This is a genomic window from Rathayibacter sp. AY1F8 (assembly GCF_002932165.1).
Taxonomy (GTDB): Bacteria; Actinomycetota; Actinomycetes; order Actinomycetales; family Microbacteriaceae; genus Rathayibacter.
In genome coordinates this window covers 84941-101119 of the sequence record NZ_PSVB01000008.1, presented here as the reverse complement: position 1 = coordinate 101119, position 16179 = coordinate 84941, and the positions used below count along the sequence as shown (strand labels likewise).

Here is a 16179-nt window from a genome sequence, read left to right as displayed (position 1 = left end):
TCCGCCACCGCACCGCAGACCGATCCGACCCCTCCTGGAGACAGCAGTGATCAGCACGACTCCCTACCGCTACGCACTCCCGACGACCGGGCCCGAGCGGTTCGACGTCTGGGCCCCCGAGGCCTCGACGGTCGAGCTCCTTCTCGGCGACGACTCGTCGCTGACGATGACCCGCCACGGAGACGACGGATGGTGGCGGGCGCCCGCGTCGGCCCCGGCCACCGGCGAGGTCGACTACGGGTACCGGGTGGACGGCAGTGGTCCGCTGCCGGACCCCCGCTCGCGCCGCCAGCCGAAGGGCGTGCACGAGCTCTCGCGCACGTTCGACCCCTCGGCGCACGAGTGGGGCGACTCCGCCTGGACCGGGCGCGAGCTCGCCGGCGCCGTCATCTACGAGCTGCACCTCGGCACGTTCACACCCGAGGGCACCCTGGACGCGGCGGCGGAGCGATTCGAGCACCTGCGCTCGATCGGCGTGGACTTCATCGAGCTGCTGCCGGTCAACGCGGTGAACGGAACGCACAACTGGGGCTACGACGGCGTCCTCTGGTACGCCGTGCACGAGCCGTACGGCGGACCCGAGGCGTACCAGCGCTTCGTGGACGCCGCCCACCGTGCCGGCCTCGGCGTGGTCCAGGACGTCGTCTACAACCACCTCGGCCCGAGCGGCAACTACCTGCCGGAGTTCGGCCCGTACCTCAAGAACGAGAAGGCCAACACCTGGGGCAGCTCGATCAACCTCGACGGCGAGGGTTCGGACACCGTCCGCGGGTACATCATCGACAACGCTCTGATGTGGCTGCGCGACTACCACGTCGACGCCCTGCGCCTGGACGCGGTGCACGCCCTCTCGGACGAGCGGGCCGTGCACGTGCTCGAGGAGATGGCGAGCGAGGTGGCCGTGCTGTCGGCCCACGTCGGGCGCCCTCTGACGCTGATCGCCGAGTCCGACCTCAACGACCCGACGCTGATCACTCCGCGGGAGGCGCACGGCTACGGGCTCGACGCGCAGTGGAGCGACGACTTCCACCACGCGGTCCACGTCGCGCTGACCGGGGAGACCACGGGCTACTACGAGGACTTCGCGCCGCTCGGCGCCCTCGCGAAGGTGCTGACCCGGGGCTTCTTCCACGACGGCACCCTCTCGACGTTCCGCGGCCGTCACCACGGCCGTCCGGTGGACACCGAGCACATGCCGACCTGGCGCCTGGTGGTCTGCAGCCAGAACCACGACCAGATCGGCAACCGGGCTGTCGGCGACCGTCTGACGGCGTCCCTCGACGAGGGCCGTCTCGCGATCGCCGCTGCTCTGACGCTGCTGGGCCCTTTCACTCCCATGCTGTTCATGGGCGAGGAGTGGGCGGCGTCGACCCCGTGGCAGTTCTTCACCTCGCACCCGGAGAAGGATCTGGGCGAGGCGACGGCGAAGGGCCGCATCGAGGAGTTCGCGAAGATGGGCTGGGATCCGGAGGTCGTGCCCGACCCGCAGGACCCGGAGACGTTCCTGCGCTCGCGGCTCGACTGGTCCGAGGTCGGGGAGGGGCGTCACGCCCGCACCCTCGAGGTGTACCGCGAGCTGGCGGCGATCCGCCGCCGCTACCCCGAGCTGACGGACCCGCGCTTCGGGTCGCTCCGCGTGGAGTTCGACGAGGATGCCCGCTGGCTGACTCTCGGCCGCGGTCGGGTGACCGTGGCGATCAACGTCGGCGAGTCCGCCGCCCGCATCGCCCTGCCGGAGGTGGCGGAGACGCTGCTCGGCGTCGGGGAGTACGCGGTGCAGCCCGGGGACACCGAGGTGGATCTCGGCGCCTCCTCGCTGCTGGTGACGCTGAGCGCCTGAGCGCCTGAGCTCCGTGGCGGCCGGCTGATCAGGTGGCCGGCCGCCGCTGTCCTGAACGGTCGCCTCGGGCCCGAGCGCTCAGAGCGTGACCGCGGCGTACTCCGTCGCGGTCACGACCCGCACTCCCTCGTCGTGAACGAGCAGGAGCGCGCGGAGGGGGATGGCCCGCTTGTGGCACGCCGCCGCCAGGTGACGGGCGAGGACCCGATCGGTCTCGCCGAGGAAGGCGCGCCCGGGACGTTCGAGGGCGAAGGCGAGCGAGCCCACGTCCTGGTGCGCCACGGCCTTGGCGAGGGTGGCGACGATCCGCTCGGTCTTCTCCTCGTCGGGGTGCACGGGGAGCCCGTCCACCGGGTAGAGGATCGGCAGCTGCACGCCGTCGCGGTCGAGGAAGATCGGCCACAGCGCCCGGCGGTAGGCCGGTCCGATCAGCGAGGAGACGCGCTCGCGCAGCTCGCGGTCGTTCAGGAGCGGCGCATCGAGGTGCGGAGCGGGAGCGGCGTGGTCGAGAGTGGTCATGGTGTCGCTTTCTCGTGGGCGAGCGGGCGGTGCCGCTGAGGGGTCATCGGAAGTTGCGGGAGGTGGTGCGAGCGCCGACCGTGAGGGTCTCGAACCTGTCGGCGAGGAGGTTCGTCACCCCCTCGTCGGAGCGCTCGAGTATCCCCCTGACCAGCAGGGCGGGTGCCTCGCGGGCCACGCGGCGGTACCGGTTCCATACTCCGACGGAGCAGATCACGTTGAGGATCCCGTGCTCGTCCTCGAGGTTGAGGAAGGTCACTCCACCGGCTGTGGAGGGACGTTGGCGGTGGATCACGACCCCGCCGACCTCGATCCGGGTCCCCGAGGGGATGCCGGGGAGATCGGCCGAGGAGCGGGCGCCGCGGCGAGCGAGTCCCTCGCGGAGGTGGCGCAGCGGATGGTCGTCGGGTGAGATGCCGGTGGCCCAGAAGTCGAAGACCACGCGCTCCTGAGGGGAGAGCATCGGCAGGAGCGGGGGCTGCACGACGACCGTGGAACCGGCGAGGAACTCCTCGCGGTCGCCTGCGGCAGTGCCGGCCTCCCAGAGCGCCTGCCGACGCTGCAGACCGAGCGAGTCGAAGGCGCCCGCGGCGCCGAGGGCCTCCAGCTGAGCGGCGGTCGTGCCGACCCGACGCGAGAGGTCGGCCATGCTCGCGTAGGGTCCGCCGCGTTCGCGCTCGGCGACGATGTGCTCGGCGAGCGCGGTGCCGATGCCCTTCACCCCGGCCAGCCCGAGCCGGATCAGGAAGCCGCTGTCGCGCCTGTGGTCGTCCGTGTGGAAGTGCTCGGTGCGGTCGAACAGTCCCGTGGGCGGCTGATCGGCGCGGAGGCAGTCGTCGCTCCCGTAGGCGGCGCCGCCCCTCCGGCGTGCGGGGGCGTCCTCCTTCGCCTCGAGCCCGGGAGGCGCCAGGGAGCGGTTGACGTCGGGCGAGACGACCTCCACTCCGTGACGCCGGGCATCGGCGACCAGGGTGTGCGGGGCGTAGAAGCCCATGGGCTGCGCCCTCAGCAGCGCGGCGGTGAACGCGGCGGGGTAGTGCAGGCGGAGCCAGGCGCTCGCGTAGACCAGCAGGGCGAAGCTGATCGCATGGCTCTCGGCGAAGCCGAAGTTCGCGAAGGCCTGGATCCGGAGGTAGATGTCGTCCGCGACCTCGCCCGTGATGCCGTTGCGGGCCATCCCCTGGTAGAGCCGCTCGCGGAGGGTCTCGATCTTCTCGGTCCCGCGCTTGGACCCCATCGCCCGGCGCAGCAGGTCGGCGTCCTCCGCGTTGCAGTCGCCGACGGCCACGGCCACCTGCATGAGCTGCTCCTGGAAGAGCGGCACGCCGAGGGTGCGCTTGAGCGGCGTCACGAGGAGGGGGTGCTGGTAAGTCACCGGCTCCTCGCCGAGCTTGCGGCGGATGTAGGGGTGGACCGCACCGCCCTGGATGGGGCCGGGGCGGATGAGCGCGACCTCGATCACCAGATCGTAGAAGCGGCGCGGCTGCAGCCGGGGGAGGGTGCCCATCTGCGCCCGGCTCTCGACCTGGAACACCCCGATCGAATCGGCGCGGCAGAGCTGGTCGTAGACGCCCTTCTCCTCCCGGGGAAGGGTGGAGAGGTCCCACTGCTCGCCGACGTGCTCGGCGACGAGGTCGAACGTGTACTGCAGGGCGGCGAGCATCCCGAGCCCGAGGAGGTCGAACTTGACCAGGCCCATCCAGGCGCAGTCGTCCTTGTCCCACTGCAGGACGGTGCGGTCCTCCATCCGGGCGGGCTCGATCGGGCAGACCTCGCCCACGGGCCGGTCGGTCAGCACCATGCCGCCGGAGTGGATGCCCAGGTGCCGGGGCGTGCCCAGCACCCGGGTGGTCAGGGCGACCACGTCCTCGGGGATGTCGTGGTCGGTGCTCTCGGTGACGGACCCCCACCGCTCGACCTGCTTCGACCAGCCGTCCTGCTGCCCGGCGCTGTATCCGAGGGCCTTGGCCATGTCGCGCACGGCGAACTTGGGCCGGTAGGTGATGACGTTGGCGACCTGGGCCGCGTTCAGACGTCCGTACTTCCGGTAGACGTACTGGATCACCTCCTCGCGTCGCTCCGAGTCGAAGTCGACGTCGATGTCGGGCTCCTCGTCGCGGATGCTGGAGAGGAACCGCTCGAACGGCAGGTCGTAGAAGATCGAGTCGACCGCCGTGATGCCCAGGACGTAGCAGACCGCCGAGTTGGCGGCCGAGCCGCGTCCCTGGCAGAGGATGCCGTTCCGCTTGGCGTAGTGGACGATGTCGTGGACGATCAGGAAGTAGCCCGGGAAGTCCTTCTGCTCGATCACCGCGAGCTCCTTCTCGAGGCGCGCGAGGACGTCGGCGTCGGCGCGGGGGTACTTGGCCGGCACGGCCTCGCGCACGAGCTCGCGCAGCCAGCTCATCGAGGTGTGCCCCTCGGGGACCTCCTGGCGCGGCAGCCGGGGCCGGACTCGGCCGAGCTCGAAGGCGATCTCGTCGGCGACTCGCACCGTGTTCTCCACGGAGCCGGGGTAGCGGCCGAAGCGCTCGGCCATCTCGGCGCCGGAGCGCAGGTGGGCGCCGCCTGCGGCGGGGAGCCAGCCGTCCATCTCGTCGAGGCTCCGGCGTGCTCTGACCGCGGCGAGGGCCGTCTGGAGGGGGCGCTCCTCCGGCCGGGCGTAGTGCACGTTCCCGGTGGCGACCGTCTGCAGCCGGAGCTTCTCGGCGATCGCCGCCAGCTGGTCGTTGGCGCGCGAGGCGAGGGGATCCCCGTGGTCGTACAGCTCCACGAGGACGTTGGCGGGACCGAAGAGCCGGACGAGCTCGCGGACCTCCCGCTCGGCCGCGGCCACTCCTGCGGCGGCGAGCGCTTGACGGACCGCTCCCTTGCGGCAGCCCGTCAGCACGATCCAGTGGCCGTCGGCGGCGCGCGCGAGCTCCTCGAGGTCGTAGCTCGGCTTGCCCTTCTCGGCTCCGGCGAGCTGGGCGGTGGTGATCGCACGGGCGAGGCGGTGGTAGCCCTCCTCGCGGCGCGCGAGGACGAGCAGGTGGGTCCCCTCCGGATCGGCGACCCCGTTCTGAGGCGAGGTGAGCCCGATCGAGAGCTCGGCTCCGAAGGCCGTGCGGACGGCGTGCCCCTGCGCGGCCTCGGCCATCCTCACGATGCCGTAGAGGCCGTCGTGGTCGGTGAGCGCGAGAGTGTCGATGCCGAGCCGGACCGCCTCCTCGACCAGCTGCTCCGGCTTGCTCGCCCCGTCGAGGAAGCTGAAGTGGGAGTGGGCGTGCAGCTCGGCGTAGGGCACCGGATGAGCCGGCGGCCGGACGTCGTCCCCTGCCACGTAGGCGGGGCGCTTGTGCGACCAGGCCGGACTGTCGCCGCCGTCGCCCTGGACGACCGTGCCGTCGGCGCGCTTGCCGCTGGAGAGGCGGCGCTCGAACTCCGACCAGGGGATCGGCGGGTTGTTCCAGCCCATCGGGGCTCCTTCGGTGCTCGTTCGCGGTGGTGGAGGGATGCTCCGGTTCAGTCGTAGCGGGCCTCTGCGGCCCAGACCCCGTCGAGGCAGAGCAGCAGCCAGGCGACACCGGCGGCGTCGACCACCTGGAAGCGGTCGTAGCGGACGGCGGTGCTCGGATCCCACCAGCGCTCGTCGATCGGCCAGGGACCCGCCCATCCGGCGAGGGGCTCCAGGCGTGCCTGAGAGGTCCCGGGGGTGAAGTAGGCGGGCACGGAGCTGAGGGCGCCGCGCTCGTCGACGGCGACGGGTTCGCCCCTCGGTCCGCGGACCAGCACGGCCGCGGGCTCCGCGAAGACCGTCGGCGGGAGGGGCGGCGGCAGGGAGCCGGGCCAGGGCAGGGTCCTCGGCCGTGCGTCGCCCGGCTCCCGGTCGCCCCAGGGGATCAGGTGCTGGCGGTCGCGGAGGGATCGACCCCCTCCGATCGACGCGGTCATCACGGCCTCGTGCCCGAGCATGCTCTGCACGCGGCTCAGCCCGTGGTGGACGCGCTCCTCCGGAGCGGTGCCCCAGAGACCCTGCTCGTGGTTGCCGATCGCGTCGACCGCCTCGGGCTCGACGCACAGCCGCGAGATCGGCGCTCCGAGACCGGTGTCGATCTCCCCGCTGCCCTGCAGCTGCCAGCGGACCCGGTCGAGCACGTCGCCCGGGGTGAACCATCTCGGGTGCAGCCAGCTCCTGGAGGAGACCTCACCGCGCTCGCTGACGACCTCGATGCGGATAGCGGTCGCGACCAGCTGTGCGCGGGTGAGCCCGGCGACGAACTCCTCCGCGGGGACGCGGAAGGCGAAGGCGGCCTGGTCGATGCGGTCCAGAGGGGGCTCGAACTCCATCGCCCGGTCGAGGCGCTCCGGCGGGAGCCGGGGCACCACCGTCTCCGACTCCGCACCGGCGGCGAGGAGGTGCGCGTGGGCGCCCTCCGGTCCGAACCGGGCGGCGACGTCCTCGCGAGGGAGGGCGGCGAAGGCGCCGAGGGTGCGGACGCCGAGTCTGCGCAGGAGCGCCACCAGGTCGTCCCCCCGGCGGGGAGCACGGGCAGGGGCTGCGACGGACTCGGTCTCGAGGGCGTCGAGCGGGAGCGGGGCGAGGAAGTCTGCCGCTGCTCCTGGGGGCACGACGGCGACGGGGCGGCCGGAGTGCTTCGCGGCGAGCTCGGAGGCGAAGAGCCCGTCGGCGATCCCGATGCGGGCGTCGGGAAGACCCAGCTCGGCCAGCCGCTGCAGGATCGCCTCGGCCGCGCTCTGCTCGCTCCCGTAGTAGCGGCGCGGACCGCGGGCACGGATCGCGCACAGACCGGGCCGGATCAGCTGGACGCCCGGGGTGATCTCCTCGAGCGCCTGGATGAGCGGCTCGAACGCCCGGTGGTCGAGCACCGGGTCGTACGGGAGGACGGCGAGACCCGTGCAACGGGACTGCGCCTCGCGCACGCGCATGCCCCGCCGGACCCCCTCCGCCCGGGCAGCGGGGGAGGAGGCGAAGACCAGGCTCTTCTCCGTGAGGGCCAGGGGGTGCTCGTCGCCGAGGCCGGCGTCGGCGGCGGCCGCGAGGAGGGGCCAGTCGGGGCACCAGACGAGGATCGTCCGCCGCAGCTCGGGTGCGCTCGCCATCTCAGACCGCCCGCTCGTGCAGGCGGCCGTGCTCGACCCGGGAGCCGAAGGCGCTCTCGACGCCGGGCATGCTCATCCGCACCGTGCGCACCCGGGTGCCGGCCCGGCCGACCACATCGACCATCGCCTCCCGGGAGCGCAGGTAGCCGTGGCCGTCGCCGAGCCCCTCCCAGCGGCTGCTGCGGATGCTGAGCCGCGCCTCGGCCTGGGGCCACTCGCCGAGGACCACGAGCGCGGCACCCCGCTGGCGCAGTCGTGCTCCCAGACGCGAGACGTCGGCCGAGGAGACGGAGTCGGGCGGACGGGTGAGCACGACGGTCAGCACATCGACCAGAGCGGCGGTGACGGTGACCCAGTGCTCGGCAGGTGCGGGCACGAGCACCAGGCGCTCGAGGTCGATCCCTATGCCTGCCGCGGCCTCGGCCCCGAACTCCGGGACGCCCACCACGCCGCACCACGAGCCCTCGGCGGACGGGCCGGCGAGCAGCCCCATCGCCAGACTCATCGAGCCCTCCACGGAGTAGGCGGCACCCTGCTTGAGCGTGCCGCCCGGGAGCACGGAGGAGAAGGCCGGCAGGGTGGCGAGGCTCCTGGTCTCGAGGGTGGTCGCCTGCATGTCCCGGATGCGGGACTGCAGCTCCTTCACCGACGCGAGCTGCCGCAGAAGGGGCTCTGCGGCCTCGGCCGTCTCCGCGGAGACGAGGGATGAAGGGGGACTCATCTGCCCATGTTCGAACATGTGTTCGAGTATGTCAATCGCCACCGACATCCACCGGCGAGCCGCTCGGACCCTTCCGCGACCGCCCGGCAAGGCGCACTGAGGAGGAGGTAACAGACGTCCCGGGCAGTCTCGCATCCGCCCCCGACATTCCCGTCCGGGGGCGTTCTCCACCGGGTCTCGGCGAGGAAGGGCCTCCTGCCGCGCCTCTACCATGGGAGCCATGTCCGACGCCCTGCCCGACCCCGCCGACTCCGACGCCACCGCCCCGGCCGCGCCGCGCAGAAGGACCCTCGTGGTCAAGATGGGGTCCAGCTCGGTCACCAAGCAGTCGGGTCCGGATCCCGTTCTCCTGGCCAGCGCGCTCGAGAGCGCCTTCGCCGCCCGCGCGCTGGGCTGGGACGTCGTGCTGGTCTCCTCCGGCGCCGTCTCCTCGGGCCGGGCGCTCTTCGCCCGCTCGCAGGAGGAGCCGATCAGCGCCCGCCTGGCGGCAGCGGTGGGCCAGACCGTCCTGATGGGCTTCTACCGCTCGGTGGCCGAGCTCTCGGGCGCCCTGGTCGCGCAGATCCTCATCGGCGAGTCCGACCTCGCCTCTCCCCGGCAGATGGCACACGTCGCCGAGGCGATCCGCCACGCCCTCGACGCCGGAGTCGTGCCCGTGGTCAACGGCAACGACACGATCGACTCCGCCGGCTCGGACAACGACGGCGTCGCCGGCGGATTGGCGATGCTCCTCGGCGCGGACCTGCTGCTGCTGCTCACCGACGTCCCCGGCGTCTTCGCCGGCAGCATCGCCGAGGGCGTGCACCTCGAGGAGCTGGGCATCTCGGAGCTGCGCCGCATCGGCGTGCAGAAGGGCGGCACCGGCCGAGGGGGCATCCGCTCCAAGCTGCGGGCCGCCGAGCTCGCCGCGCACAACGGCGTCTCGACCAGGATCGCCGGGGCGCGCACCCCCGAGGTCATCCTGGGCGCCCTGGGAGGGCCGGGCCCGGGCACCCTCGTCCGCGCCGTGCACGCGCATCCGCCCGTGGAGCAGCGCTGGATCTCCGGAGTGGCCACCGGCCGCGGCCGCGTCGAGATCAACCTCGAGGCCGAGCGGAGCATCGGAGCCGGCTCGAGCCTGTTCGCCTCGGGCATCAAGCGCGTCTCCGGCGAGTTCGGCGGCGGCGACGTGATCGAGGTGCGCGCCCTCAGCGGAGAGCTCCTCGCGCGCGGCGTCTCCCGCGTCTCCTCGCGTCTGCTGACCCTGGTCCGCGCACTCCGGGTCGACGAGATCGCCCGCGTCTTCGTGGCGGTCCTCGGCCATGCCGCCACGACGGCGCCGTCGGCGAGTCCGGAGGGGGAGGAGAGGCCGCAGCTGACCCGCGCTCTGGAGTACGCGCGCACTCTCTCCTCCGAGCACGCTCGGGCCGTCGCGATGGAGATCGTCTCCCTCTTCCCCGCCGAGAGCATCTCGGCCCTGCTGGGGCAGGGCGCGGGGGAGGGCGAGCTCGTCGAGCGCTACACCCGCCTCGTCCGCACCCTCGCCATCGTGGAGAACGAGAACCTGGCCGTCTTCCGCTCCTGACCGCCGGTGGCGCGCCACGTCTCAGTGCATTTCGCGCCTTCGCGTCATGATCGCCGTTCTCCGGTGTCTTCCTGGTGATGGCGCCGCTCCTGGGCGCCCCCGACGGAACGGATCATCGATGAGCGTCCCCACTTCCACAGCCGGCCACTTCCGCGAGTCCGACATCACGCCCGAGAGCTTCGAGACCGAGAGGCTCGAGCGGCGGCTCGCCCTGCTCGAGGCCTCGATCGCCCAGGGGGAGCGGGCACTGCTGAGCCGGGTCGACCCGAGCAGCGGAGCTCCCCTCCCAGGCGCCTGCGGGGGGCACCGAGCCCAGCTGGTCAGCAACCTGACGACGGAACGGGCCCTCGCCGACCGCATCCGGGAGATGCTCGCCGCTCGGAGCTGACGGGGTGCGTACGGCACGATGGGGCCATGGTCACCATCACCGTCGCCGGTCTCGCCCAGCACTTCCACCCCGCCGAGCGGGGCACCGTCCGCCTCGAGATCCGGCGCGAGTCGCGATCCCGGCCCCAGGCGCTCGCCGAGGTCACTGCCCTGCACGCGCGGGTCCGTGAGGAGGCGGCCGCCGAGCAGGCGTCCGGCGCCGCCACCTGGTGGTCCTCCGATCAGATCTCGGTCTCCTCGATCCGCCGGTACATCAAGGACTCGGACGTCACGCAGCTGTTCCATGTCGCGGCCGCCGGGGTCCGGGTGAAGTACCGGGACTTCGCGGCTCTCGGGCGCTGGGTCGGCTCGATCTCGGAGGTGCCGGGGATCCAGATCTCGGGGGTCGACTGGGACGTGACGGCGGCACGACGTGCGGGCATCGAGCGCGAGGTCCGCACCGCTGCCGTCCGCGACGCGCGCGAGCGGGCCGAGGCCTATGCGGCGGCCCTCGGCCTGACCGAGGTGCGGGTGCTGACCCTCTTCGAGCCGGGACTGCGGCCGCACACGCGCATCGAGGGCGGCTCGGCGATGATGAGCCGCGCCAAGGCGTTCTCCTCTCCTGAGGAGCCGTTGGCCCTCAAGCCGGAGGACATCGAGGTCACCGCCTCGGTCTCCGCCGACTTCGAGGCGCACTGACGCGAAGACGCGACTGGGCGACCGGTTCCGCTGCGGACGGAGAGCGCCTGCCTGCACCTGCGACCCGCTGATCGTCTGCATGGCGACCCCGAGAGTCGCCCCGAGGCGACCGACCATCGGCTCCACGACGACCCCTCTCCGCCCCGATCAGCGGGCACGCGACCACCATACGTGTATTGAGGACTCCTCGGGAGCGGTGTCGCGGTTCGGCGTCCGCCGTGCACACCCTCCGGGAATAGCGGGGGACCCCCGGGCGCTGAGGCAGGCATGGTCTCGCGCATCGGCTTCCTCTCCTTCGGCCACTACCAGTCCGTCCCCGGGTCTCAGACCCGCTCGGCTCGCGACGTCCTCCTCCAGATGATCGAGCTCGCGGAGGCGGCGGAGGAGATCGGCATCGACGGCGCCTACGTCCGCGTGCACCACTTCGCGCCGCAGCTCGCCTCGCCGTTCCCGCTGCTGGCGGCGATCGCCGCGCGCACCCGCCGCATCGAGATCGGCACCGGGGTCATCGACATGCGCTACGAGAACCCGCTCTACATGGCGGAGGAGGCGGCCGCCACCGACCTGATCTCCGACGGCCGGCTCGAGCTCGGGGTCAGCCGGGGATCGCCCGAGACCGCCCTGCGCGGGTCCGAGGCGTTCGGCTTCGTCCCCCCGGAGGGGATGACCGACGCCGACCTCGCCCGGCAGAAGGTGCGCATCCTCCGGGAGGCGCTCGCCGGAGCGCCGGTCGCGCAGTCGGATCCGGCGATGACGCGCCAATCGCTCCCGCTCTCGATCGAGCCGCGCTCGCCCGGCCTCGAGGACCGGATCTGGTGGGGTGCCGGCAGCTTCGCGACCGCGCGCTGGGCAGCCGAGCAGGGCATGAACCTGCAGTCGTCGACCCTGCTCCTGGAGGAGGAGGGCGTGCCCTTCGACGAGCTGCAGGCCCGCCAGATCCGCGAGTACCGCGACGCGTGGAGCGAGGCGGGCTGGGAGCGCACCCCGCGCGTCTCCGTGTCGCGCAGCGTCCTTCCGATCACGACCGATCTCGACCGGCTGTACTTCGGCGGCCGCGGCGAGCAGGACCAGGTCGCCACCCTCGAGGGCGTCCGCGCCCGATTCGGCCGCAGCTACACGGGCGAGCCGGACGCCGTCTCCGCCGAGCTCGCTGCGGACGCCGCCGTGCAGGAGGCGGACACGCTGCTGCTCACCCTTCCCAACCAGCTCGGGGTCGAGTACAACGCGCGGCTCCTGCGCACTGTCGTGGAATCGATCGCTCCGGCTCTCGGCTGGTCGCCGGCGACAGCAGGCGTCTGACGCCGAGGCACGGTCTGTGCAGGAGGGCCCTGCGGTGCAGGAGCGCCCCTGCGGTGCAGGAGCGCCCGTTTACTGCAGGAGCGCCCGTTTACTGCAGGAGACGCCCCGCCTCTTCGGGAAAGAGCGGGGCGTCTGCTCTCTCCGACCACAGCATCTTTCCCGCCGGCGCGAGGAGCGGACGGTGCCGGGAACGACGGAACCCCCCGCCTCTCCGAGGAGAGACGAGGGGTTCCGATCAGTGTGTCCGAGGGGGGACTTGAACCCCCACGCCCTATACGGGCACTAGCACCTCAAGCTAGCGCGTCTGCCATTTCCGCCACCCGGACGAGTGTTTCCTTCGACCTGCGTTTCCGCGGCCGAAGAAGACATTAGCACGGTTCCGGGGCCTCTCACGCCACCTCCCGGCCCACCGTCCTCCGCGCGCCGTCGAGCCCGCGCCGGTACCGTTGCCCGCATGTCCGACAGCATCGACAGCGCGCCCGTGACCGACAGCACCCTCGACGAGACGGCGCTCATCGCGCGCGATCTCATCCGCTTCGACACCAGCAACTACGGCGACGGGAAGGCGGAGCCGGAGCGCCCGGCCGCGGAGTACGTCGCGGCGAAGCTGCGCGACCTCGGCCTCGAGCCCGAGCTGATCGACTCCGACCCGGGACGCACGAGCGTCGTGGCGCGGGTCGCCGGGGAGGACCGCGAGCGCGGCGCCCTCGTCGTCCACGGGCACCTCGACGTGGTGCCCGCCATCGCCGACAACTGGAGCGTCGACCCGTTCGGCGGCGAGATCAAGGACGGCATGCTCTGGGGCCGCGGCGCGGTCGACATGAAGAACATGGACGCGATGATCCTCGCCTCGCTCGGCGACATCCTCCGTGAGGGGAGGCGCCCCTCCCGCGACCTCGTCATCGCCTTCTTCGCCGACGAGGAGGCGGGCGGTGTGCGGGGATCGGGATTCCTGGCCCGTGAGCGGCCCGAGCTGTTCGCCGGAGCGACCGAGGCGATCAGCGAGGTCGGCGGCTACTCGATCGAGCTGGCCGGCAAGCGGGCCTATCTCGTGCAGACGGGCGAGAAGGCGCTGATGTGGCTGACCCTCCGCGCGCACGGCACGGCGGGGCACGGCTCGCAGATCAACTCCGAGAACGCCGTCACCCGGCTGGCGCAGGCGATCGCCCGCATCGGAAGCGAGGAGTGGCCCACCCGCCTCACCGACACCACGCGCGAGCTGCTCGACGAGGTCGCCCGCCTGCTCGGCCACGACCCTCAGCGCAGCACTCCGGAGGAGCTGGCACTCGCCACCGGCACCGCCTCGCGCTTCATCGCCGCGACGCTGCGCACCACCGCCAATCCGTCGATGCTGTCGGCCGGCTACAAGGCCAACGTCATCCCGGACACCGCGGACGCCACCATCGACGTGCGCGTCCTCCCCGGCGAGGAGGACGCGGTGCTCGAGCGCCTGAAGGTCCTCGCGGGCGAGCACGTCGAGATCCTCGTCCAGCACCGCGACATCGGACTCGAGGTGCCCTTCGCCGGCCCCCTCGTCGAGAGCATGGCCGCCTCGATCCGCCGGTTCGATCCGGGCGCCGAGGTCCTCCCGTACCTGCTCTCCGGAGGCACCGACAACAAGGCGCTCTCGACGCTCGGCATCACCGGATACGGGTTCGCGCCGCTCCAGCTGCCGTCGTCCCTGGACTTCCCGGCGCTGTTCCACGGGGTCGACGAGCGCGTTCCACTGGACGCACTAGTGTTTGGCAGGAAGGTCCTGACCGATCTCCTGCTGAGCTCCTGACGGCGCCGCGGACCGGGTCAGCACCGACCGATCCCGACCGACTGCTGGCCGACGACGCCCCAGCCCTCCTCGAAAGTGACGCATGGGCCTGCTCGACGCGCTGATCCTGGGACTCGTCCAGGGTCTGACCGAATTCCTCCCCATCTCCTCCAGCGCCCACCTCCGGATCGTCAGCGAGCTGCTGCCCGGTCTCGGCGGCCGCGACACCGGAGCCGCTTTCACCGCGATCACGCAGCTGGGCACCGAGACCGCCGTCATCATCTACTTCTGGCGCGACATCGTGCGGATCGTGTCGCACTGGGCGCGCTCCCTCGTCGGCCGGATCCCGCGCTCGGACCCGGACGCCCGCATGGGCTGGCTCATCATCCTGGGCAGCCTTCCGATCATCGTCCTCGGCCTCGTCTTCCAGGACGCGATCGAGACGACCCTCCGCTCTCTGTGGGTGGTGGCCACCACCCTCATCCTCTTCGGCATCCTGCTCGGCATCGCCGACGCGGTCGGCGCGAAGAAGCGCCGCCTGCGCGACCTGGGCGTCCGCGACGGCCTGATCTTCGGAGGCGCGCAGGCACTCGCCCTGATCCCCGGCGTCTCGCGCTCGGGAGGCACCATCACCGCGGGCCTCTTCCTCGGCTACGAGCGCAAGGCGGCGGCGCGCTACTCCTTCCTCCTCGCGATCCCCGCGGTGTTCGGCAGCGGTCTCTACCAGCTGTACAAGAGCATCAGCGACCCGGTCGTGCTCCCGAACCAGGTCCAGGTCGGCGGCCTCGAGACCCTCGTGGCGACCATCGTCGCGTTCGTGGTCGGCTTCGTCGTGATCGCGTTCTTCATGAGCTACATCTCCCGCCGCAGCTTCCTCCCGTTCGTCGTGTACCGCATCGTCCTCGGCGTCGTCCTCATGGTCGCGCTCGCCACCGGCCTGATCGCCGCCTAGATGCGCGCCTGGACCGCCGCCGCCGTCCCCGCCCTGCCCGGCCGGGGGAGCGCACCGCGCCTGCACGACACCGCGACCGCCGGCCCCGTCGAGCTCGACGCGCCCAGCGGAGTCGCGAGCCTCTACGTCTGCGGCATCACGCCCTACGACGCCACCCACCTCGGGCACGCGTCGACCTACCTCGCCTTCGACACGGTCCAGCGCGTCTGGCTCGACGCGGGCTACACGGTCGAGTACGCCCAGAACGTGACCGACGTCGACGACCCGCTGCTCGAGCGTGCGACGGCCACCGGCGTCGACTGGCGCGACCTCGCCGAGGAGCAGGTCGAGCTGTTCCGCCGCGACATGGCCGCCCTGCGCGTCCTGCCTCCGCAGCACTACGTCGGAGTCGCCGAGACCGTGGATCCCATCGCGGAGGCGGTCGCCCGCCTGGAGCGCGACGGCGTCGCCTACCGCGTCGCTGCTCCGGACGCGGCGGAGGAGGGTGCGAGCGACCTCTACTACGACATCGCCGCGGCCGAGAGCGCCGTCTGGCACCTGGGCAGCGAGAGCCGGCTCGACGCGGAGTCGATGGCCCGCTTCTCGGCGCTGCGCGGGGGCGACCCGGAGCGCGCCGGCAAGCGCGACCCCCTCGATCCGCTGCTCTGGCGGGCCGAGCGCGCCGGCGAGCCCGCCTGGGACGCCGAGGTCGGCCGCGGCCGTCCGGGCTGGCACATCGAGTGCTCGGTGATCGCCCTCGACCGGCTCGGACCCGAGTTCACCCTGCAGGGCGGCGGGAGCGACCTGGTCTTCCCGCACCACGAGTTCAGCGCCGGCCACGCCGCTTCGCTGTCCGGCCTTCCTCTGGCCCGCGCCTACGCTCACGCCGGGATGGTCGCCTACCAGGGCGAGAAGATGAGCAAGTCGCTCGGGAACCTGGTGCTGGTCTCACGTCTGCGGAGCGAGGGCGCGGACCCGCGGGCGATCCGCCTCGCGCTCCTCGCGCACCACTACCGCTCCGACTGGGAGTGGCTGCCCGAGGACCTGCCGTCGGCCGAGGCGCGCCTGGCGCGCTGGGAGGCGGCCCTCGCCGCCGTGGGACCGCGCTCGGCGCTCGAGGTGCTGGCGCAGCTGCGCGAGGCGCTGGCCGACGACCTCGGCACTCCGGCCGCCCTCGCCGTCGTCGACGCCGCACTGACCGAGGGCGTGGACGACCCGTCGCTCCTGCGCGACGCGGTCGACGCCCTGCTCGGGGTGCGCCCGGCCTGAACCCCGTCAGGCTCGAGTCCCGTAAGCCTCGAGTGCCGGACGGCGCGAGTCCTGTCAGGGGCGGGTCCCGTCAGGGCGGCCGGGAGGGGCATCGGCCGGCAGCGGT

General features: G+C 72.4%; 12 protein-coding genes and 1 tRNA gene. 8 read left to right on the top strand and 5 right to left on the bottom strand.

What is annotated here, in order from left to right; translation table 11 throughout:
* Positions 1–46 precede the first annotated feature (46 nt).
* Complete coding sequence (gene treZ, locus C5C35_RS08340) at positions 47–1840, top strand: malto-oligosyltrehalose trehalohydrolase (protein WP_258066371.1); 1794 nt, start codon at positions 47–49, stop codon at positions 1838–1840.
* 78 nt (positions 1841–1918) lie between these two features.
* Here treZ and C5C35_RS08335 read toward each other — a convergent pair whose 3' ends face one another.
* Genes C5C35_RS08335 through C5C35_RS08320 form a run of 4 tightly spaced genes read right to left on the bottom strand, consistent with a single transcriptional unit; the run spans position 1919 to position 8183 of the window.
* On the bottom strand, positions 1919–2359 hold the full coding sequence (locus C5C35_RS08335) for a hypothetical protein (RefSeq protein WP_104221992.1): 441 nt from the start codon (positions 2357–2359) through the stop codon (positions 1919–1921).
* Between the two features lie 43 nt (positions 2360–2402).
* Positions 2403–5816, bottom strand: coding sequence for an error-prone DNA polymerase (locus C5C35_RS08330; RefSeq protein WP_104262933.1), 3414 nt, complete (start codon positions 5814–5816; stop codon positions 2403–2405).
* Between the two features lie 47 nt (positions 5817–5863).
* Positions 5864–7462, bottom strand: a complete 1599-nt coding sequence (locus C5C35_RS08325) for a DNA polymerase Y family protein (protein ID WP_104262932.1) — start codon at positions 7460–7462, stop codon at positions 5864–5866.
* A 1-nt stretch (position 7463) separates the two neighbouring features.
* On the bottom strand, positions 7464–8183 hold the full coding sequence (locus tag C5C35_RS08320; RefSeq protein ID WP_104262931.1) for a hypothetical protein: 720 nt from the start codon (positions 8181–8183) through the stop codon (positions 7464–7466).
* A gap of 220 nt (positions 8184–8403) precedes the next feature.
* Between C5C35_RS08320 and proB the strand changes: the two genes are divergently transcribed.
* The 4 genes from proB (at position 8404) to C5C35_RS08300 (ending at position 12111) form a co-directional block, all read left to right on the top strand.
* Entirely contained in the window at positions 8404–9747 is a 1344-nt protein-coding gene (gene proB / locus C5C35_RS08315) for a glutamate 5-kinase (protein WP_160034332.1), read from the top strand.
* 118 nt (positions 9748–9865) lie between these two features.
* Positions 9866–10135 (top strand): hypothetical protein, encoded by a 270-nt coding sequence (locus C5C35_RS08310; RefSeq protein WP_104250347.1) that lies wholly within the window; start codon positions 9866–9868, stop codon positions 10133–10135.
* A gap of 26 nt (positions 10136–10161) precedes the next feature.
* Positions 10162–10812, top strand: coding sequence for an SIMPL domain-containing protein (locus C5C35_RS08305; protein ID WP_104225267.1), 651 nt, complete (start codon positions 10162–10164; stop codon positions 10810–10812).
* A 267-nt stretch (positions 10813–11079) separates the two neighbouring features.
* Entirely contained in the window at positions 11080–12111 is a 1032-nt protein-coding gene (locus C5C35_RS08300; protein WP_104262929.1) for an LLM class flavin-dependent oxidoreductase, read from the top strand.
* Positions 12112–12352: 241 nt separating this feature from the next.
* Here C5C35_RS08300 and C5C35_RS08295 read toward each other — a convergent pair.
* Positions 12353–12437: transfer RNA gene (locus C5C35_RS08295), tRNA-Leu, on the bottom strand.
* A 128-nt stretch (positions 12438–12565) separates the two neighbouring features.
* Between C5C35_RS08295 and C5C35_RS08290 the strand changes: the two genes are divergently transcribed.
* From C5C35_RS08290 to mshC, 3 genes are all read left to right on the top strand, one after another.
* Complete coding sequence (locus tag C5C35_RS08290; protein ID WP_181068004.1) at positions 12566–13894, top strand: M20/M25/M40 family metallo-hydrolase; 1329 nt, start codon at positions 12566–12568, stop codon at positions 13892–13894.
* Positions 13895–13976: 82 nt separating this feature from the next.
* Positions 13977–14825, top strand: a complete 849-nt coding sequence (locus tag C5C35_RS08285) for an undecaprenyl-diphosphate phosphatase (protein ID WP_104222008.1) — start codon at positions 13977–13979, stop codon at positions 14823–14825.
* Entirely contained in the window at positions 14826–16073 is a 1248-nt protein-coding gene (gene mshC, locus C5C35_RS08280) for a cysteine--1-D-myo-inosityl 2-amino-2-deoxy-alpha-D-glucopyranoside ligase (RefSeq protein WP_104262928.1), read from the top strand. It abuts the gene before it with no gap.
* Positions 16074–16179: the final 106 nt, after the last annotated feature.